The following is a 17590-nucleotide window of genomic DNA, read 5'->3' as shown; positions in this document are numbered from 1 at the left end:
CGCCATGGTGAAGGCCGAAGGCGTCCACAAGTCCTTCGGCCCGGTACAGGTCCTCAAGGGCATCGACCTCGAGGTCGCGCCGCGCGAGGTGTTCTGCCTGATCGGCCCGTCCGGCTCCGGCAAGTCCACCTTCCTGCGCTGCATCAACCACCTGGAGAAGATCAACTCCGGGCGGCTGTACGTCGACGGCGACCTGGTCGGCTACCGCCAGAAGGGCGACAAGCTCTACGAGCTCAAGGACCGTGAGGTCGCCGAGAAGCGGCGCGACATCGGCATGGTCTTCCAGCGCTTCAACCTCTTCCCGCACATGACCGCGCTGGAGAACGTGATCGAGGCGCCGGTCCAGGTCAAGCGCGAGACCAAGGCGGTCGCGCGGGAGCGCGCGCTGAAGCTGCTGGACCGGGTGGGCCTCGCCGACAAGGCGGCCAACTACCCCTCCCAGCTCTCCGGCGGCCAGCAGCAGCGCGTCGCGATCGCGCGGGCGCTGGCCATGGAGCCGAAGCTGATGCTCTTCGACGAGCCCACCTCTGCGCTCGACCCGGAGCTGGTCGGCGATGTGCTCGATGTGATGCGCGGGCTCGCGGAGGACGGCATGACGATGATCGTCGTCACGCATGAGATGGGCTTCGCCCGCGAGGTCGGGGACTCGGTCGTCTTCATGGACGACGGCGTGGTGGTGGAGTCCGGGCACCCCCGGGAGGTGCTGACCAATCCGCGGCACGAGCGGACGAAGTCGTTCCTCTCCAAGGTGCTGTAGTCGCTGTCACAGCCGCGAGGGCGGTATGGGCAGGTGCCCGTACCGCCCTCGCGCCGTTGACCCGCCGCTCAGGTGGTCACTTCAGCCCGAGCACCATCGCGTCCGAGGGCGAGCACCATACGGCCCGCGCCTCCCCGAAGCCCCCCTCGCGCAGCGCCTCGGCATGCCAGGCGACGGACTGCGTCTCCCCGTCCGCGTGGTCGCCGTTGGCCGGATTACCGAAGATCGTGAACCGCTCGGCCACCGGCCCGGCCAGCACCTCGTCCCGTGCCGCGGCCTGCCACCACTGGGCCCAGTCCTGCGCGCCCTCGGCCTGGGCCCGGGCCTGCCGCTCCTTCTGGAACGCATGGTCGGCGGCGTTGAGCCGGGGCGTGGCCGGATCGGGCATATGGTCCGCGTTCAGGAACACCCCGCCCTCCCGCACGACGCCCGCGATCTGCCCGTACAGCACCCGCAGCTCGTCCGAGCGCAGCCAGTGGAGCGCCGTGGCCGTCAGGACGGCGTCGTACGTACGGTGCGGCAGCCGCCCGGTCCACCCGGGGTCGCGCAGATCGGCGGTCACGAGCTCGGCGCGCGGCTCGGCCGCGAAGTGGCCGCGGGCGATCGTCAGCAGCGCGGGGTCGAGGTCCACACCGGTGCTGGTGGCGCCCGGGAACCGGCGCAGCGCCCGGTCCGAGATACTGCCCGTGCCGCACGCGAGATCGAGGATCCTCGGCTCCGGGCCGACGACGGCCTCGACCGCGTCGAGCATCGCCCGGAACCGCTCCTCACGATCGGGGAGGTACCACTCCTGCTGCCGGTCCCAGCTCCGCTGCCACGCCTGCCAGTCCGCCACGGCGACGGTGTCCGTCATCGAGCTCCTCCAAGCCATGCGTCGTAAGCCATGCGTCATCGTCTCCGGCGCAGCCGCCCCGTAATACCCTCGTAGGCAGAACGCCTCTTACCCGACTCTAGATGCCCCGTCGTAAGGACCACAAGTGGAACTGGCTTATTACTCGGATCTCGCCGTGCGCCTGGTCAACAGCGAGGAGCCAAGCCGCGGCACCGACACCCTGACCTCGGTGGAGGCCGTGCGGGCGCTCTTCGGGGAGAGCCGACAGGCGGCCCGGCGGGCGACGGATGCCGATGTCACCCGGCTGAGGTCGGTCAGGGCCCGGCTGCGTGCCGTCTTCGAGGCGGCGGCGGGCGGCGACGAGGTGCTGGCGGTGGACCTGCTGAACGCGCTGCTCATCGAGTTCCCGGTGAGCCCGCAGATCTCCGGCCATGAGACCCGTGACGACGACGGCCGCCCCAAGTGGCATATGCATATCGCGGACTACGCCGCCAACGCGGGCTCCGGATACGCCGCGACCGCCTCGATGGGCCTGGCCTTCCACCTCACCGAACTGGGCGCCGACCGGCTGGGCATCTGTGAGGCGTCACCCTGTCGCAACGCCTATCTCGACACCTCGACCAATCGATCCCGGCGCTACTGCTCCGACCGCTGCGCGACCCGCGCCAATGTGGCCGCCTACCGCGCGCGCAAACGCCTGGACGCCGAGCGGTCGCCTGGCGCCGAGCGCAGCCGGCGCCAGGACCGCGAGCCCACCGGCCGTACGGCGGACACCGCCCAGAAGACCAGCCCGGCCATGGACCGCTGACCACCGCGCCCGGCGCCCGGCCGCGGCCGCAGCCGCAGCCATGCCCGGGCCACCACCAGCTCGTCCGGCACGACGCCGAACTCCCGGCTGTCGTTCTCCACATACGGGTTGTCGCCCTTGACCCACCAGCCGCCCTCGCGCCGCTCCACCGCGCGCTTGACGATCAGCAGGTCCTGCCGGAACGGATGGCGCACCACCACCACGTCCCCCGGCCGCACCGGCGCCCCGTAGCGGACCACCAACTGGTCGCCGGGGTACAGCGTCGGCTGCATCGACGGGTTGTACACCTCCGCGAGCCCGATCCGCAGCAGTCCGCGCTGGTCGCGGTCGGGCTCCTGCCCGCGATCGCCCAGCTGCTCCCGCATCACGGCACCTCCGGTTCTCAACCCCGCACCATCACGATCCCAGGCATCCCAGCCTGACACCGGACTTTTGACCTAAGCCCCCCGGGGCACCCGAGAAAAGGCTTCCCCCACGGAGTAATCTCGCACCTGAGAAGACGATCACGAATGGAAGGACAGCTCTATGCTCTCCCGCCTGTTCGCCCCGAAGGTTCAGGTCAGCGCGCACTGCGACCTGCCCTGCGGTGTGTACGACCCGGCCCAGGCCCGTATCGAAGCCGAGTCCGTCAAGGCCGTCCAGGAGAAGTACCAGGCCAACGAGGACCCGCACTTCCGCGCCCGTGCCACCACCATCAAGGAGGAGCGCGCGGAGCTCGCCAAGCACCATGTCTCGGTGCTGTGGAGCGACTACTTCAAGCCCCCGCACTTCGAGAAGTACCCGGAGCTGCACCAGCTGGTCAACGACACCCTCAAGGCCCTGAGCGCGGCCAAGGGCTCGACCGACCCGGCCACGGGGCAGAAGGCACTGGACTACATCGCCCAGATCGACAAGATCTTCTGGGCGACCAAGAAGGGCTGACCCCGCCTTTCCCCAGCACCACAAGACCGCACCCGAGCCGCCCCGAGTGGCCCGGGTGCGGTCTTCTTTGCAGGGAACTCCTCTGCCGGGCACGGCGGTTGACTCACCCCCGCCCGCTCACCCCCGCGGGCTGATCCCCGCCACGGCCAGGCCCAGCAGCCGGTCCGCCTCAGCGGCGGGGTCCGGGTGGTGCTGGGTGGCCAGCGCGATCCCGGCGATCAGCGTGACCAGGTCGACCGCGGTCGCCCCAGGGGCCATCACACCGGCCCGTTCGGCTCGCCGCAGCAGCGGCTCGCCCGCCTCGGTGAGCGTGTCCACGCAGGGGTTCGCATGCTCCGGGTCGAGCTCCCCATTTCGCAGCAGCGCGGTGGCCAGGCCCTGCACCGAGGCGGAGTAGACGGTGAGCTCGCCCAGCCACTCCAGCAGCGCGGCCCGTACGTCCTCTTCCTTCGCGAGCTCCCGGGCGCGGGCGGCCAGGACCTCGATCCGCTCGCGGAAGACGGCCTCCAGTAGGGCGCTCCGGGTGGGGAAGTGGCGGCGCACGGTGGCCGAGCCGACTCCGGCGGTGCGGGCGATCTGTTCCAGGGAGGCGTCGGCGCCGTGCGCGGCGACCTCCTCCTCGGCCACGGCGAGGATGCGCTCGTAGTTACGCCGGGCGTCCGCGCGCTGGGCGGGCATGGCGTCACCTCCGGGTTGCTAAGTGGCGGGGTCCTCCGTATCGTACCGAGAGATAAGTGGCGGGGCCCGCCGTTTAGTGTCCGCACAGTCGATAAGTCGATACCCCCATGCCCGAGGAGCAGCAGCATGCCCATGAACTCCCCGACGTCCGCCCCGTCCGCCCCCGTTCTGGTCACCGGCACCACCGGACAGCAGGGCGGCGCCACCGCCCGTGCCCTGCTCTCGGCGGGCGTCCCCGTACGGGCCCTGGTCCGCGACCCGGCCACCGAGCGAGCCAAGGCCGTGGCGGCGCTCGGCGCCGAGCTGGTCACCGGCGACCTGCTCGACCTCGACTCGGTGCGGCGGGCCGCCGAGGGGGCGCGCGCCGTCTTCTCGATCCAGATGCCCGATATGAACGACCTCCAAGGCGACTCCGAGTGGGTCCAGGGGCGCAACCTGATCGACGCCGCGCGGGAGATGGGGGTGGCGCAGTTCGTGCACACCTCCGTCTCCGGCGCCGGACAGCACCACACCGAGCCCGGGTGGGCGGAGGGCCGCTGGGCGGCGCTGGAGCACTACTACGCGACCAAGGCCGGCCTCCAGGACCGGGTCCGCGAGGCGGGCTTCCGCCACTGGACGCTCCTCAAGCCCGCCTTCTTCATGGAGAACTTCCTGTCCCTGCTCCCGAACGGCCCCGAGGGCGGCCTGGCCACCATCCTCGAGCCCGGCACCGAGCTCTCCCTCATCGCCGTCGCCGACATCGGCACGGCGGCCGCCGCGGCCTTCGCCGACCCGGAGCGGTTCCACGAGGTCGAGCTGGAACTGGCGGGCGAGCGCATGACGATGACCCGGGTCGCCGAGGTCCTCTCCGCCGTCGTGGGCACCGAGGTGACCGCCCCGTCGATGACCGCGGACGAGGCGCTCGCCGCCGGGATGCCGCAGTGGGGCCTCGGGCATGTGCGGCTGAACGAGGTCGGCCAGCCGGCCCGCCCCGAGTTCGCGCGCGCCCTCGGCCTCCCCCTCACCGGCTTCGCCGAATGGGCCGGGCGGCACCTGGGACCCGCGGCGGCCTGACCCGCCCGACCCGGCAGCAGCGCCCGCTCCGGCCCGGCAGCGGCGTCCGCTCCGGCCCGGGCTGTGGTTGATGCCCGGACCGGAGTGGACGAGGCTGGAAGGGAACCCTGGTGGACGGACCCAGTGCCGCCCCCGGAGGGATGGGCGACCATGATGCGCCATGACAGCGGCTCCGCGCGGGAGTGGGGCGGCCTGGACGAAACGGACACGGCGAGGGCCACCGTCACCGATGACGGGACACTGACGAGCTGGAACGACGGTGCCCGCCGGCTGCTCGGATATCCGCCCCCGCAGGTCGTGGGGCGGCCCGCCGCCGACCTGCTGGCCGATCCGGCCCGCGCGGCGGACGCCAGGGCCCGCCGCGCCCGCACCCGGCTCACCCGCTGGCACGGGACGGTGGCGCTGCGCCACCAGGACGGCCACGAGATGCCGGTGCGGGTGCTGGCACACCGCAGAGGGCCGGAAGGCGATTGGCTGCTGGTGGCCGCGGCACCCCGGGCGGAGCTGCCCCCCGAGTCCTGGAACGACGCGCTGATGCGCTGGGCCTACGCGCAGTCGCCCTGCCCGATGGCGATCTACGACGCCGATCTGCGGCTGCGCAAGGTGAACGACGAGATGGCCCGCGTCGTCGGCCTCCCCGAAGCGGAGATCCGCGATCTGCGGCTGTCGGAGATCGGGGGCAAGCTCCAGAGCGAGCAGCTCGAAGCCGTCATGCACCATGTGCTGACCACCGGCGAGCCACGCGAGGTGGAGACGTACATGCGCACCGGCGGGGAGACCAAGGAGCACGCCTGGTCGGCCCGGTTCGCCCCGCTGAAGGCGAAGGACGGCCAGGTGTACGCGGTCTGCATGGCGGCACATGACATCACCGAGCAGTATCTGGCCCGCCAGCGGCTGCTGTTGCTGAGCGCGGCCAGTGAACGGATCGGCAGCACCCTCGACATCGACCACACCGCGCAGGAGCTGGCCGACGTCTGCGTACCGCGGCTGGCCGACTACGCCAGCATCGACCTGCTGGACCGGCTGGCCCAGGACGAGGAGCTGCCGTCCGGGCCGCTCACCGGCCCGATCGTGCTGCGCCGCGCGGCCCTGCGGTCCCGCTACGAGGGCTGCCCCGAGTCCGTGGTGCCGGTGGGGAAGGTGGACACCTATCCGCAGGTCTCGCCGATGGCGGAATGCCTGGCGATGGAGCGGCCCCTCATCTACGCGACCACCGACCCCATGATCGCCAAGTGGGGTGCGCTGAAGCCCGCCCGCGCCCGTTCGATCCGGCGGTTCGGCATTCACTCGATCATGGCGGTGCCGATCCGGGCGCGGGGCACGACGCTCGGAGTGGCAGTATTCGCCCGCCACCACACCCCCGAGCCGTTCACCCAGGACGATGTGGTGCTGGCCGAGGAGATCACCACCCGGGCCGCCGTCTGTGTGGACAACGCCCGCCGCTTCACCCGGGAGCGCGACACCGCCCTGGCCCTGCAGCGCAGCCTGCTGCCGCGGACCCTCCCCCAGCCGCCGGCCGTCGAGGTCGCCTCCCGCTATCTGCCCGCGGGCCCGTACGCGGGGGCGGGCGGGGACTGGTTCGACGTCATCCCGCTCTCCGGGGCACGGGTCGCGCTGGTCGTGGGCGATGTGGTCGGCCACGGCATCCAGGCGTCGGCCACCATGGGCCGGCTGCGGACGGCGGTCCGTACCCTCGCCGACGTCGATCTGCCGCCCGACGAGCTGCTCACCCATCTGGACGACCTGGTGATCCATCTGGCCGCGGAGACCGGCGCCGAGGAGGCCACCGGAGATGTGGGGGCCACCTGTCTGTACGCGGTCTACGACCCCGTCTCGCACCGCTGCTCACTGGCCGCGGCCGGGCACCCGCCCCCGGCGCTGGCCAGGCCCGACGGCACCGTGGAGTTCCTCCCGGTACCGGCCGGACCGCCGCTGGGGGTCGGCGGGCTGCCCTTCGAGTCGATGGAGACCGAGCTGCCCGAGAACGCCGTGCTCGCCCTCTACACCAACGGGCTGATGGCCATATGGGACCGCGATCCCGACGAGGGCCGTCTGCTGCTGACCAACGCGCTGGCCCACCCCAGCGGGTCTCTGGACGGCACCTGCGACGCCGTTCTGCGCACGCTCCTCCCCGCCGGGGGCGCGCTCGACGACGTCGCGCTGCTGCTCGCCCGCGCCCGCTCCCTGGGCGAGGCGCACGTGGCCACCTGGGACGTGCCCGCCGACCCGGCGTGGGTGGCCCGGTCCCGCCGGAACGTGACGGAGCGGCTGACCGAATGGGGGCTCGACGAGGCCGTCTTCACCACCGAGCTGGTCGTCAGCGAGCTGGTCACCAACGCCATCCGGCACGCCGTCCCGCCCATCCGGCTGCGGCTGATCCATGACCACTCGCTGATCTGCGAGGTCACCGACTCCTCCAGCACCGCCCCGCATATGCGCCGCGCCCGCACCTTCGACGAGGGCGGCCGCGGGCTGCTGCTGGTCGCGCGGCTCAGCCAGCGCTGGGGGAGCCGGCAGACCGCCGAGGGCAAGACGATCTGGTCGGAGCAGACCCTTCCGGTCGGGCTGCCCACCGGGCTGCCGGGCCTGGACTGAGCGGCCGGGGCGCGGGGCCCCAGGGCGGTATGGGGCGGTCGGCCCGCGTCAGAAGCGCCAGCGCGTCTGGCCGTACGCGCCCTTCCGGAACCCGAACGCCGTGGCCGGGGCGACCCGGAACACCAGGGCCTCATGGCCATCGTGGTGGAAGGCGCCGTCGCGCACCTGGAAGGTCCACTCCGCGCCGTACTTCGCCACGTACGCCGCGGCGATCCGCTCGAGCGTGGCGTCGTCCCGCACCCGCTCGGCCTCGCCCTCGACCACCAGGTCCAATCCCTCGTGCAGCACGCCCGCACCCGTGGTGAGGACGCAGCGCGGATTGTGCGCGAGGTTCCTGGCCTTCTGTTCCTCGGGGCCGGTGCAGAAGCAGAGCGCCCCGTCGAACCAGACGGCGATGAGCGGGGCGACATGGGGGCGGCCGTCCCGGCGGACGGTGGACAGCCAGTACAGCTCCGCCGCCGCCAGCCCCTCACGCCCCTCCGGCCAGGCGGTGGCGGTGGCGTCCGGGCTGCTGAAGCGGGTGTCCAGCGCGGTCTGCGGATCGTGCTCCGTGATCATCTGCTCGCTCCTCGGGTGGCCTGCGGTCCGGTGCGGTCCCGGGTGCTTGGACCGCCCGGCGGAGCGAAACTCATCGCTCGCGGCCACCCGCCTCTCCGGAGGGGTGCTACGAGACCTCGGCGGGCCCGGCGAGCCCCAGGATGTCGAGCGCGTCACGGGCCCGGGGCTCATGGGAGCGCAGCAGCGGACTCTCGTTGCGGACCAGCCACTGGCGGTACGCGGAACTCGCCCAGGCGATCTCGAAGTACGCGTCCGCCAGGTCGCCGAAGAGGGCGTCGACGTCGAGCGGGGCGCCGGGCGCGGGGTCCGGATCGGGTCCGGTGGCCTCGGCCTCGGTCTCGGCCGGGAGCGCCGTGTCCGGGGCAGATCCGGCGGCCCCGGTGCGGGCGGGGAGCGCCGTGTCCGGGTCGGGTCCGGGGGGCAACGTGCGGGCCGCCGGGACCGCCCGTGAGGCCAGGAACAGCCGGACCGTCAGCGGATCCCCGTGCAGCGGGCGGACGGCCACGCCCTGGCGGGACCGCGCGGTGGGCTGGCAGGGGGTGACCACCTCACCCGAGGCGACCAGGTCGGCGGCGGTCAGATAGTCCCCGTACACCACTCTCGGATTGAGCCCCGCGGCGGCCAGGACCCGGCGCAGCCCGGGCCCCTCGCCGTCCACGCTGGGGTCGACCATCCACTGGTCGGCGGCGAGGTCGGCGAGCCGCACCGCGGGTCGCGCGGCGGCCGGATGGGTTTCGGCCAGCGCCACGAACTGCGGCTCCCGCTCAACGAGCATCCGGCGCTCCACGCCCTCGGGCACCCGCAGCGGCGCGCCCTCGACCTCGTGCACGAAGGCGACGTCCAGTTGGTTGGCGGCGACCATCTGCAGCAGCGCGTTGGCGGAGACGTCGATGTGGATGGTGGTGTCCGCGTCGGGATAGCGGTCGCGGAGCCTGCGCAGCCAGCCCACCACGGCCCGGCTGCCCGTGCTGCCGATGCGCAACCGGGCGTCGGCGGTCTGCCCCGCCTCCAGCCGGACCTCGCTGACCAAGGCGTTCATCTCGGCCACGATCGGCCGGGCGCGGCACAGCACGGACCGCCCCAGCGGGGTCGGCCGACTGCCGGTGACCTCCCGCGAGAACAGCCGGCCGCCGATGGTGTTCTCGATGCGCCGGAGCTGGGTCGTCAAGGATGGCTGGGTCATGCCCAGTTGGCGCGCCGCCTTCCGTAGGCTGCCGGTGTCGGCGATGGCGCACAGTGCACGGAGGTGCCTCACCTCGAGCTCCACGGCGGGAGCATATCTGCGCCCTTGTCGGTCACACCAGACTCTGAAACCACTCCAACCCATACCGGAATCGATCAATCGGTGGTCAAACACCGGTCAACGGGACGTCAAATCGCTATCTCCGCAAGGGGCTTGAGAGCCCGGCGGGGGATATGCCTTCGTACTATCACCAGTTGATATCTCCGCGTACGGCTCGATCTCCTCAAGACTCGGCGTCAGCCAAGAGTTCATCCCACGGCCCCGGCCGCCACCCCACACGGCGACCGGGGCTCGAGGACGATGAGGAGCCCCCCACATGTCACTCCCCAAGCTCGCGCTGTCCGCGACCCTCGGCCTCGGCCTGGCGGCCGCACTGTCCGCCGTGCCCGCCTCCGCGGCCACGCCCGACCACTCCACGACCCAGCGCAGCGCCGCGGCCGCCGGCTACACGGCGAGCGGCGAGGAGAAGGCCGACACCGACGCCTTCATCAAGGCCGTCATGAAGTCGGCGCTGGCCAAGCAGGCCAAGGCGCCCCGCGGGGCAGCGGCCGTCACCGTGACCTACGACGCGAGCCAGGCCCCGACCTTCCAGTCGCAGATCTCCCGCTCCGCCCAGATCTGGAACTCCTCGGTGAGCAACGTGAAGCTGCAGGCGGGCAGCAACGCGGACTTCACCTACCGCGAGGGCAACGACCCCCGGGGCTCGTACGCGAGCACCGACGGCCACGGCAGCGGCTATGTCTTCCTGGACTACGCCCAGAACCAGGAGTACGACTCGACCCGGGTCACCGCGCACGAGACCGGCCACGTGCTGGGTCTGCCGGACCACTACGAGGGCCCGTGCAGCGAGCTGATGTCCGGTGGCGGCCCCGGCCCGTCCTGCACCAACTCGCAGCCCGACCAGGCCGAGATCAGCCGCGTCAACCAGCTCTGGGCCAATGGGCTGGCCAAGCTCGAGAAGCAGCTGGCCAAGACTCACTGAGCCTACTGAAACCGCCAAGCCACTGATCCCCTGGATCAGGGCCTGACTGCCCGCACCCGGTTCCCGACGCCGGGTGCGGGCGGTCGGCGTGTGCGGGGGCCGCCGTCAGCGCGGGCGGGCGGTCGGCGTCTGCGGGTCCATCCACCGCGCGCACCGGGACGTAGCCGCACGGGAAGCGACGCCGCCTCCGGCCGGAGGTACCGTATAGACACCAGGAGCATTTCGCATAAATCGGCCGGATTCCCTCCAGCTGGGGCCCGGCCCCAGGGAGTGAGCACCATGGAGACCCTGATCACCGTGGTCGTCATCCTCGCGCTGATCGGGGTGGGCGCGCTGCTGATCCACCGGACCAATGTCCAGAACGGCAACCGCATGTCCGCCGAGAGCCACGACGATTCCCCGGCCGGCGGACGGCCGCACCATCGCACCTGGGGCCGCCGACGGCAGCACCGGGGCCAACAGGTCACACCTCCCCAGGACCGCCGTACCTGAGTCCGGCCGCCACCCGACCGTGCGAGGCGCCCTACTCCTCCGCGCGCAGCGCCTCGTCCAGCGTGGCGACCGGGTGGAGCACATCCAGCATCCGCCCCGCCCGCAGGGTGCGCAGGATCAACGCGTTGTCGCAGACCAGCCGCATCCGCCCGTCCCGCTCCATGACACGCCGATGGGCCCGGCACAGCAGTCCCAGGCCCGAGCAGTCGAAGAAGGCGGCCGGGCGTAAGTCCACGATCACCGCGGGCTTGTCCCCGGCCGTGGCCGCGTCCAGCGTCGGTCCGATACTTCCCACCCCGGCGATGTCGATCTCCCCGTGGAGCTCCACGACGGTGTACCCGCCGACCCGGTGCGTACGGGCGCGGGGAGTGGTGACGTCCCCGGCGCCGCCGTCCCGAGCGACCGGATCGCCCTGAGCGGCAGAATCATCCCGAACGGCCGGATCGTCCTGAGCGGCAGAATCCCCGTCGGAGGACGCCCACGCGGCCGGATCCCGGCCGGAGGTCCCCCATGCGGCCGGATCCCCGCGCGCGGGCCCCTGCGCGGCGTTCTGGGCACCGCGCTCCAGCGGCACCGGCGCATCACGGGGAGCGCCTTGCTGCGTCATCGCGATATCCCCTCGGAACGGCACACTGCCCCCTCTCACCTTCGTCAGGGTCCCGGAAGCGGGCAGGGTCGGGCATCGGGTGTGAATCCGCCGGGTCCTTGGGCGACGTCTCGCGAGCGTAAAGGGGTGACCGCCGGTTACAGAGGTAGGGACGCAGCATTCCGCCGGTGAATACCGCTCGTTCGGGTGAATTTCGGTTCTTACTATTGACACTTGGTCAGACACGACCTAGGCGAAGGCATCACCGCCGCCTCCGGCCACCGGACCCGACACCCCCGCGATCGCCGGAGTCAGATCCTCCAGTACTTCGAACGCGTCGTCCAGCCGGACCATGCGCAGCAGCCGCACAAACCGCGGTTCGTCGATGACGAGCCGCAGCCGCCCGTCCCGCTCCAGCACGCGATTGCGCAATCGGCACAGTAACGACAATCCGGCACAGTCCAGGAAGGTGACCGGCCGTAGGTCCAGGACCAGATCCGGACACCGTGCCTGGATGAGGGAATCGAGCCGAGCCACGATCCGCCCCGCGGCGAAGATGTCCAACTCTCCCGCGATCTCGGCGACGGTGACGCCGCCGAGTGCATGGACTCGGACGCCGAAGGCGGGCCGATCATCGAACATGCAAGCCTCCTTGACCTGGTGGAGGCGCGCGACACCGGAGCCCACGGCCACGCCGGTCATCGCCGGGGTCCAGGCCGGCCCTTCAGTAGATGACATACCCATCTACCGGCTGACCAGTCAACGAACGGCGCGGCACGTGTCGTTGGCCTATTAAGGCCCCTCGGCCGCGAACCGTTACTCACCGGTAAAGCAGAGGTCTTCTCAAGTCCACCGGGAGCCGTGAGCATGCGATCCGGCAATCGCCTCGAAGTGAAGGATGTGACCGATGACAGCAGGACGCGTGCGATCACGGCGGCTCGGCCTGACGACGGTGGTCGTCGCCCTCGCCATCGGCGTCGGCGGAACGGCCACCACGGCGACCGCCGCCACGCCCGCCACGCCCGGCACCACCGGCACCACCGCCACCACGGCAGCCTCGGCGGCGCCGCCGAGCGCCACCGCCGCCGAGGACGTCGACTACGAGACCTGGCAGCGCGATGTTCGCGCCATCATCGACGAGCAGGCCCGCCCCTACATCGAGGAGCGCACCGCCAACCCCTCGGGCGAGAAGCAGGCCATCGTCCTGGACATCGACAACACCTCGCTGGAGACGGACTTCGGCTTCGCCTTCCCCCAGCCCCCCGTCGAGCCGGTCCTGAAGCTCTCGCAGTACGCGCACGACCGGGGCGTGGCCATCTTCTTCGTCACCGCGCGGCCCGGCATCATCTCCTGGCCGACCGAGTACAACCTGGAGAAGGTCGGCTACTCGGTCGCCGGTGTGTACGTACGCCACCTGCCGGATCTCTTCCAGAACGTGGCCGACTACAAGACCGCCAAGCGGGCGGAGATCGAGAAGAACGGCTACACGATCATCGCCAACATCGGCAACAGCCCCACCGACATCAGCGGCGGCCACGCCGAGAAGTCCTTCAAGCTCCCGGACTACGACGGCCAGCTCTCCTGAGTCACGGTCAGGTCGTCCCCTTCCGCCACCGCCGATCACCCCCCGCCGGGGAAAGGTCGAAAACTCCAGATCTTGGCGCCCAAGATTGGTGAGTAGGCCGAGCGCACGGCAGGTCTGCTCCGCTCAAGACTGGACACACCGCAGACTGTGCGTCGAGATCTCCGCAAACGGCGCGGATACGTCGGCACTGGCGCGAAGGGGATGACCGATGACCGGCTCACACGTACTGGCGCTCGGCCACTACCAGCCCGCGAAGGTGCTCGGCAACGAGGACCTCGCGGCCATGGTCGACACCAGCGACGAGTGGATCCGCAGCCGGGTCGGCATCCGCACCCGGCATCTCGCCCGCCCCGACGAAACGGTCGACGAGATGGCCGCGGCGGCCGCCGCCAAGGCGCTGGCCCACAGCGGTCTCGCCCCCTCCGACATCGACCTCGTGCTCGTCGCCACCTGCACGGCGATCGACCGCAGCCCCAACATGGCGGCCCGGGTCGCCGCCCGGCTCGGGCTGGCCGGCCCCGCCACCATGGACCTCAATGTGGTGTGCGCCGGTTTCACCCACGCCCTGGCCACCGCCGACCACACCATCCGGGCCGGTGCGGCCACCGCGGCCCTGGTGATCGGCGCGGACAAGTTCAGCGCGGCCACCGACTGGACCGACCGCTCCACCTGCGTCCTGACCGGCGACGGCGCGGGCGCGGCCGTGGTGGTGGCCGCCGAGCGGCCGGGCATCGGCCCGGTGGTGTGGGGCTCGGTCCCGGAGATGGGCGGCGCGGTCCGTATCGAGGGCACACCGCCCCGCTTCGCACAGGAGGGCCAGACCGTCTACCGCTGGGCCACCACCCATCTGCCGCCGATCGCGCGGCAGGTGTGCGAACGGGCCGGGATCTCCCCGGAGGACCTGGCCGGTGTCGTGCTGCACCAGGCCAATCTGCGGATCATCGAGCCGGTCGCCCACAAGCTGGGCGCTATCAACGCGGTGATCGCCCGCGATGTGGTGGAGTCCGGCAACACCTCGGCGGCCAGCATTCCGCTCGCCCTCTCCAAGCTGGTCGAGCGCGGGGAGGTGGCCTCCGGCGCCCCGGTGCTGCTCTTCGGCTTCGGCGGCAATCTGTCGTACGCCGGCCAGGTCATCCACTGCCCCTGACGGCCGCCTCCGGCAAAACGTCAGGCAGCGCCTTGGCGGCCCCGCCAGGACGTCCGATTCGTTCAAGACCGGCCGCCCGCGCGCTGCCTACGCTGCCCGTATGACAGCACGATTCAACGCCATCGGCCTGGTCGTCGCCGACCTGGCCACCTCCCTCGCCTTCTACCGCCGCCTCGGCCTCGACATCCCCGCCGAGGCCGACGCCCAGCCGCACGCCGAGGCCGCCCTGCCCGGCGGGGCGCGGCTGATGTGGGACACCGTCGAGACGGTGCGCTCCTTCGATCCGGAGTGGACGCCGCCGAGCGGTTCCCACCAGGTGGCGCTGGCCTTCGCCTGCGACAGCCCGGCCGATGTGGACAAGACCTACCAGGACCTCGTGGGGGCGGGCGTACGCGGGAAGAAGGAGCCGTGGGACGCGCCGTGGGGCCAGCGCTATGCGACGGTCCTCGACCCCGACGGCAACAGCCTGGACCTCTTCGCCCCGCTACCCTCCTGACCCCTGGAGCAGACGGCCCAGGGGGACGCCGGTCAGGGTCCTGACCTCGCGGGCGAGATGCGCCTGGTCGGCGTAGCCCGCCGTGGCCGCGACCGCCGCGAAGGGGAGGCCGGTGCGCGCCAGGTCCAGGGCCCTGTTCAGCCGCAGGACCCGGCCGAGCGTCTTGGGGCCGTAGCCGAACGCGGCGAGGGAGCGGCGGTGCAACTGCCGCTCACCCAGCCCCACGGCCGCGGCGATCCCGGCCACGCCCGTCCCGCGCGAGACCCCGGCGACGACCGCGGCGAGCACCGGATCGGGCGGCTCCGCCGTCCGCAGGCGGCCCAGGGCGGCGTCCTCCAGCACGCAGCCCTGGGCCGCCTGCCGCGCCACCGTCCGCTCGGCGTCGGCCGTCCGCTCGGCGTCGGCGATCCGCTCGGCCAGCCGCCGGACCTCCGCGCCAGGCCAGAGCGCCGCCAACGGCACGAGTTGATCACGGAGTTCATGCGCCGGTACGCCGAGGACGGCGGGGCCCTGACCCGGGGCGAAGCGCAGGCCGACGGCGCGGGTGCCGGGCGGGCCGGGGGCCAGACGGGCGCACGTGTCCGGCCCGGCGACCAGCAGCTCGCCGTCGGGTCCCGCCTCGCTCCAGATCAGATCCGTGCAGCCGTCCGGGAGCACCCGCTGCGGCCCGGTGCCGGCCGTACGGGTCCACACCGCGGCACCGCGGCCGATCAGCGCCCTTCGCTCCCGGTACTCACACTCCCGGTCTTCGTGCTCCCGGTGCTCGCTCAAGGGACCTCGCGCAGATACACCGCACCGCACGAATGACAGAAGGGCCCCACGTCACCCGTGGCCCACAGATCGGCGGCCTGGATCTCGGCGTCCGCGGCCAGCTCCCGCCCGCACATCGCGGTCGTTCCGTTCCCGCGGACCATGTGCCAGATCTTGACGGGCGCACCCGCGACCCGCCCGGAGCTGCCCTCCTCGTATTCGGCGCGCATCTCGTGCTGCATGGCGGTACACCTCCTGCTCACCACCACTACTCTCCATGCTCCCGCCGCGCCAGGCCGAGCGCCACCTCCGCCCGCCGCGCCTTCCGCGATTGCGTGCGCCCCTTCGGGCGCCCATGCACCAGCCGGGCCCCGGGGCAGGGGGCGGCCGGGCGCTAGAAGACGGACCAGCCGGTCAGCGTGGTGAAGTGGTCCAGGGCCGCCACTCCGGCCACCGAGTTGCCCCGGGCGTCGAGGCCGGGGCTCCAGACGCACAGCGTGCAGCGGCCGGGGACCACCGCGACGATGCCGCCGCCGACGCCGCTCTTGCAGGGCAGCCCCACGCGGTAGGCGAAGTCGCCCGCCGCGTCGTACGTACCGCAGGTGAGCATGACCGCGTTGACCCGCTTCGCCTCGCTCTGCGACAGCAGCCGGGAGCCGTCCGCGCGCAGCCCGTGGCGGGCCAGGAAACCCCCGGCCAGGGCCAGGTCGCGGCAGCTCATCTCGATCGAGCACTGCCAGAAGTAGTGCTCCAGGACGGTCGGCACGGGGTTGTGGAGGTTGCCGTAGCTCGCCATGAAGTGGGCGACGGCGGCATTACGGTCGCCATGGGCGGACTCGGAGACGGCGACCTCCTGGTCGAAGGCGAGGTCCGGATTGCCGCTCTCGGCGCGCAGGAAGTCCAGCATGGTGGTGCTGGCGTCGCCGGTAAGGGTCTGCAGCCGGTCGGTGACGACGAGCGCCCCGGCGTTGATGAACGGATTGCGCGGGATGCCGTTCTCGTACTCGAGCTGCACAAGGGAGTTGAAGGGGTTGCCCGAGGGCTCCCGGCCGACCCGCCGCCACACCTTCTCGCCGTCTTCGGCGAGGACGAGCGCGAGGCTGAACGCCTTGGAGATGGACTGCACCGAGAAGGGCCGCTCCCAGTCGCCGACCCCGGTGACATGGCCGTCGACGTCGGCGAGGGCGATCCCGAAACGGTCCGGGTCCACCGAGGCGAGCGCCGGGATGTACTGCGCCACCCGGCCCCGGCCGATCTGCGGTTTCACATGGGCCGCGACCTCGTCCAGCACTGCCTGGTAGTCCATGGTGCGGTGCGTCTCCCGGTGCGATGTGGAACGGATGGATCGGCTCGCACGATAACGCGCCCCCCACCACTCATCACCCCATGTGTTTATGTGCGTGCGATGGGTAAGCAAGCGGGTGAACGAGGCGGGCCGCGACCGGGGCCCGCCGTACGACCAGAACGGAGGCGGTCATGGCCTCACCCATGTCCGCGGGGGACTTCCTGGCGGCGCTGACGAACGAGGGCGTGCGGGTGACGCAGGTCGGCGACTGGCGGGACCACAACAGAAACCACAAGGGCCCGTGGGGCCCGGTGCACGGGGTGATGATCCACCACACCGTCACCTCCGGCACCGAGCAGACGGTGGAGATCTGCCGGGACGGCTTCGAGGGGCTGCCCGGCCCGCTGTGCCACGGCGTGATCGCCAAGGACGGCGGCGTCCATCTGGTCGGCTACGGCCGCGCCAACCACGCCGGTCTTGGCGACGACGACGTCCTGCGGGCGGTGATCGCCGAGAAGGCCCTGCCGCCCGACAACGAGGCGAACACCGATGGCAACCGCGCCTTCTACGGCTTCGAATGCGAGAACCTGGGCGACGGCGAGGACCCGTGGCCCGAGGCCCAGCTCGACGCGATCGCGCGGGCCGCGGCGGCCGTGTGCCGCCATCACGGCTGGACCGAGCGCTCGGTGATCGGCCACCTCGAATGGCAGCCGGGCAAGGTGGATCCGCGCGGCTTCACCATGGCCGCGATGCGCGACCGGATCCACGAGCGGCTCAAGTAGCACCCTCGCCCGGAAGCGTGGGCGCTGGACGGCCGCGGAG

General features: G+C 71.8%; 20 protein-coding genes and 1 pseudogene. 11 read left to right on the top strand and 10 right to left on the bottom strand.

What is annotated here, in order from left to right:
* The first annotated feature begins 4 nt into the window (after positions 1–4).
* The gene (locus tag J5X86_RS20745) at positions 5–757 is read left to right on the top strand and encodes an amino acid ABC transporter ATP-binding protein (RefSeq protein ID WP_059147812.1); all 753 of its coding nucleotides are present in this window, start codon (positions 5–7) and stop codon (positions 755–757) included.
* A gap of 76 nt (positions 758–833) precedes the next feature.
* Here J5X86_RS20745 and J5X86_RS20740 read toward each other — a convergent pair whose 3' ends face one another.
* Positions 834–1610: a trans-aconitate 2-methyltransferase gene (locus J5X86_RS20740; RefSeq protein WP_208518236.1), complete on the bottom strand. Its 777-nt coding sequence runs from the start codon at positions 1608–1610 to the stop codon at positions 834–836.
* A 124-nt stretch (positions 1611–1734) separates the two neighbouring features.
* Here J5X86_RS20740 and J5X86_RS20735 point away from each other — a divergent pair, with 124 nt between their 5' ends.
* The gene (locus J5X86_RS20735) at positions 1735–2397 is read left to right on the top strand and encodes a CGNR zinc finger domain-containing protein (protein ID WP_308124664.1); all 663 of its coding nucleotides are present in this window, start codon (positions 1735–1737) and stop codon (positions 2395–2397) included.
* A gap of 104 nt (positions 2398–2501) precedes the next feature.
* Here J5X86_RS20735 and J5X86_RS52900 read toward each other — a convergent pair.
* Positions 2502–2669: pseudogene (locus tag J5X86_RS52900) on the bottom strand (S24 family peptidase); the annotation flags it as partial.
* Between the two features lie 253 nt (positions 2670–2922).
* Here J5X86_RS52900 and sodN point away from each other — a divergent pair.
* Positions 2923–3318 (top strand): superoxide dismutase, Ni, encoded by a 396-nt coding sequence (sodN, locus tag J5X86_RS20725; protein ID WP_201851426.1) that lies wholly within the window; start codon positions 2923–2925, stop codon positions 3316–3318.
* Between the two features lie 117 nt (positions 3319–3435).
* On the opposite strand, the gene J5X86_RS20720 is transcribed toward sodN, so the two are convergent.
* Entirely contained in the window at positions 3436–3996 is a 561-nt protein-coding gene (locus J5X86_RS20720) for a TetR/AcrR family transcriptional regulator (RefSeq protein ID WP_208518235.1), read from the bottom strand.
* Between the two features lie 126 nt (positions 3997–4122).
* Here J5X86_RS20720 and J5X86_RS20715 point away from each other — a divergent pair, with 126 nt between their 5' ends.
* Positions 4123–5049 (top strand): NmrA family NAD(P)-binding protein, encoded by a 927-nt coding sequence (locus J5X86_RS20715; RefSeq protein WP_208518234.1) that lies wholly within the window; start codon positions 4123–4125, stop codon positions 5047–5049.
* A gap of 150 nt (positions 5050–5199) precedes the next feature.
* Positions 5200–7644 carry a SpoIIE family protein phosphatase gene (locus J5X86_RS20710; RefSeq protein ID WP_208518233.1) on the top strand — a complete coding sequence of 815 codons (2445 nt, stop codon included), beginning with the start codon at positions 5200–5202 and terminating at the stop codon, positions 7642–7644.
* A 48-nt stretch (positions 7645–7692) separates the two neighbouring features.
* Here the strand turns inward: J5X86_RS20710 and J5X86_RS20705 are convergent, their stop codons facing one another.
* Positions 7693–8202 (bottom strand): pyridoxamine 5'-phosphate oxidase family protein, encoded by a 510-nt coding sequence (locus J5X86_RS20705; protein ID WP_208518232.1) that lies wholly within the window; start codon positions 8200–8202, stop codon positions 7693–7695.
* A 106-nt stretch (positions 8203–8308) separates the two neighbouring features.
* Positions 8309–9457: a LysR family transcriptional regulator gene (locus tag J5X86_RS20700; protein ID WP_208518298.1), complete on the bottom strand. Its 1149-nt coding sequence runs from the start codon at positions 9455–9457 to the stop codon at positions 8309–8311.
* Between the two features lie 304 nt (positions 9458–9761).
* Here J5X86_RS20700 and snpA point away from each other — a divergent pair, with 304 nt between their 5' ends.
* The gene (gene snpA, locus J5X86_RS20695) at positions 9762–10427 is read left to right on the top strand and encodes a snapalysin (protein WP_208518231.1); all 666 of its coding nucleotides are present in this window, start codon (positions 9762–9764) and stop codon (positions 10425–10427) included.
* A 279-nt stretch (positions 10428–10706) separates the two neighbouring features.
* A complete protein-coding gene (locus J5X86_RS20690; protein ID WP_078643537.1) occupies positions 10707–10919 on the top strand; it encodes a hypothetical protein in 213 nt (70 codons plus the stop codon).
* Positions 10920–10950: 31 nt separating this feature from the next.
* Here the strand turns inward: J5X86_RS20690 and J5X86_RS52495 are convergent, their stop codons facing one another.
* Together J5X86_RS52495 and J5X86_RS20680 are read right to left on the bottom strand one after the other, a co-directional pair.
* Complete coding sequence (locus tag J5X86_RS52495) at positions 10951–11526, bottom strand: STAS domain-containing protein (RefSeq protein WP_208518230.1); 576 nt, start codon at positions 11524–11526, stop codon at positions 10951–10953.
* 228 nt (positions 11527–11754) lie between these two features.
* Positions 11755–12147, bottom strand: coding sequence for an STAS domain-containing protein (locus J5X86_RS20680; RefSeq protein ID WP_208518229.1), 393 nt, complete (start codon positions 12145–12147; stop codon positions 11755–11757).
* A 265-nt stretch (positions 12148–12412) separates the two neighbouring features.
* Between J5X86_RS20680 and J5X86_RS20675 the strand changes: the two genes are divergently transcribed.
* The 3 genes from J5X86_RS20675 (at position 12413) to J5X86_RS20665 (ending at position 14733) form a co-directional block, all read left to right on the top strand.
* On the top strand, positions 12413–13090 hold the full coding sequence (locus J5X86_RS20675; protein WP_208518228.1) for an HAD family acid phosphatase: 678 nt from the start codon (positions 12413–12415) through the stop codon (positions 13088–13090).
* 208 nt (positions 13091–13298) lie between these two features.
* Positions 13299–14237, top strand: a complete 939-nt coding sequence (locus J5X86_RS20670) for a beta-ketoacyl-ACP synthase III (protein ID WP_208518227.1) — start codon at positions 13299–13301, stop codon at positions 14235–14237.
* 100 nt (positions 14238–14337) lie between these two features.
* The gene (locus tag J5X86_RS20665) at positions 14338–14733 is read left to right on the top strand and encodes a VOC family protein (protein ID WP_014054827.1); all 396 of its coding nucleotides are present in this window, start codon (positions 14338–14340) and stop codon (positions 14731–14733) included.
* Here J5X86_RS20665 and J5X86_RS20660 read toward each other — a convergent pair.
* From J5X86_RS20660 to J5X86_RS20650, 3 genes are all read right to left on the bottom strand, one after another.
* The gene (locus J5X86_RS20660) at positions 14722–15504 is read right to left on the bottom strand and encodes a helix-turn-helix domain-containing protein (RefSeq protein ID WP_208518226.1); all 783 of its coding nucleotides are present in this window, start codon (positions 15502–15504) and stop codon (positions 14722–14724) included. The genes J5X86_RS20665 and J5X86_RS20660 overlap by 12 nt on opposite strands.
* A complete protein-coding gene (locus tag J5X86_RS20655; protein ID WP_208518225.1) occupies positions 15501–15725 on the bottom strand; it encodes a hypothetical protein in 225 nt (74 codons plus the stop codon). Before J5X86_RS20655 ends, J5X86_RS20660 begins: the two co-directional genes overlap by 4 nt.
* A gap of 152 nt (positions 15726–15877) precedes the next feature.
* The gene (locus J5X86_RS20650) at positions 15878–16789 is read right to left on the bottom strand and encodes a glutaminase (RefSeq protein WP_208518224.1); all 912 of its coding nucleotides are present in this window, start codon (positions 16787–16789) and stop codon (positions 15878–15880) included.
* 170 nt (positions 16790–16959) lie between these two features.
* Here J5X86_RS20650 and J5X86_RS20645 point away from each other — a divergent pair, with 170 nt between their 5' ends.
* A complete protein-coding gene (locus J5X86_RS20645) occupies positions 16960–17550 on the top strand; it encodes an N-acetylmuramoyl-L-alanine amidase (RefSeq protein ID WP_208518223.1) in 591 nt (196 codons plus the stop codon).
* Positions 17551–17590 lie beyond the last annotated feature (40 nt).

This window comes from Streptomyces sp. NEAU-YJ-81, assembly GCF_017592595.1.
GTDB lineage: Bacteria > Actinomycetota > Actinomycetes > Streptomycetales > Streptomycetaceae > Streptomyces > Streptomyces hygroscopicus_B.
The sequence above is the reverse complement of the archived record's forward strand: the minus strand, read 5'-3'. Positions and strand labels throughout refer to the sequence as shown.

What these genes read in the sequence shown, in the direction of transcription:
- J5X86_RS20745 (WP_059147812.1), top strand. Translation starts at nt 5, where the DNA reads ATGGTGAAGGCCGAAGGCGTCCACAAGTCCTTCGGCCCGGTACAGGTC.
- J5X86_RS20740 (WP_208518236.1), bottom strand. Translation starts at nt 1,610, where the DNA reads ATGACGGACACCGTCGCCGTGGCGGACTGGCAGGCGTGGCAGCGGAGC.
- sodN (WP_201851426.1), top strand. Translation starts at nt 2,923, where the DNA reads ATGCTCTCCCGCCTGTTCGCCCCGAAGGTTCAGGTCAGCGCGCACTGC.
- J5X86_RS20720 (WP_208518235.1), bottom strand. Translation starts at nt 3,996, where the DNA reads ATGCCCGCCCAGCGCGCGGACGCCCGGCGTAACTACGAGCGCATCCTC.
- J5X86_RS20715 (WP_208518234.1), top strand. Translation starts at nt 4,123, where the DNA reads ATGCCCATGAACTCCCCGACGTCCGCCCCGTCCGCCCCCGTTCTGGTC.
- J5X86_RS20710 (WP_208518233.1), top strand. Translation starts at nt 5,200, where the DNA reads ATGATGCGCCATGACAGCGGCTCCGCGCGGGAGTGGGGCGGCCTGGAC.
- J5X86_RS20705 (WP_208518232.1), bottom strand. Translation starts at nt 8,202, where the DNA reads ATGATCACGGAGCACGATCCGCAGACCGCGCTGGACACCCGCTTCAGC.
- snpA (WP_208518231.1), top strand. Translation starts at nt 9,762, where the DNA reads ATGTCACTCCCCAAGCTCGCGCTGTCCGCGACCCTCGGCCTCGGCCTG.
- J5X86_RS20690 (WP_078643537.1), top strand. Translation starts at nt 10,707, where the DNA reads ATGGAGACCCTGATCACCGTGGTCGTCATCCTCGCGCTGATCGGGGTG.
- J5X86_RS52495 (WP_208518230.1), bottom strand. Translation starts at nt 11,526, where the DNA reads ATGACGCAGCAAGGCGCTCCCCGTGATGCGCCGGTGCCGCTGGAGCGC.
- J5X86_RS20680 (WP_208518229.1), bottom strand. Translation starts at nt 12,147, where the DNA reads ATGTTCGATGATCGGCCCGCCTTCGGCGTCCGAGTCCATGCACTCGGC.
- J5X86_RS20675 (WP_208518228.1), top strand. Translation starts at nt 12,413, where the DNA reads ATGACAGCAGGACGCGTGCGATCACGGCGGCTCGGCCTGACGACGGTG.
- J5X86_RS20670 (WP_208518227.1), top strand. Translation starts at nt 13,299, where the DNA reads ATGACCGGCTCACACGTACTGGCGCTCGGCCACTACCAGCCCGCGAAG.
- J5X86_RS20665 (WP_014054827.1), top strand. Translation starts at nt 14,338, where the DNA reads ATGACAGCACGATTCAACGCCATCGGCCTGGTCGTCGCCGACCTGGCC.
- J5X86_RS20655 (WP_208518225.1), bottom strand. Translation starts at nt 15,725, where the DNA reads ATGCAGCACGAGATGCGCGCCGAATACGAGGAGGGCAGCTCCGGGCGG.
- J5X86_RS20650 (WP_208518224.1), bottom strand. Translation starts at nt 16,789, where the DNA reads ATGGACTACCAGGCAGTGCTGGACGAGGTCGCGGCCCATGTGAAACCG.
- J5X86_RS20645 (WP_208518223.1), top strand. Translation starts at nt 16,960, where the DNA reads ATGGCCTCACCCATGTCCGCGGGGGACTTCCTGGCGGCGCTGACGAAC.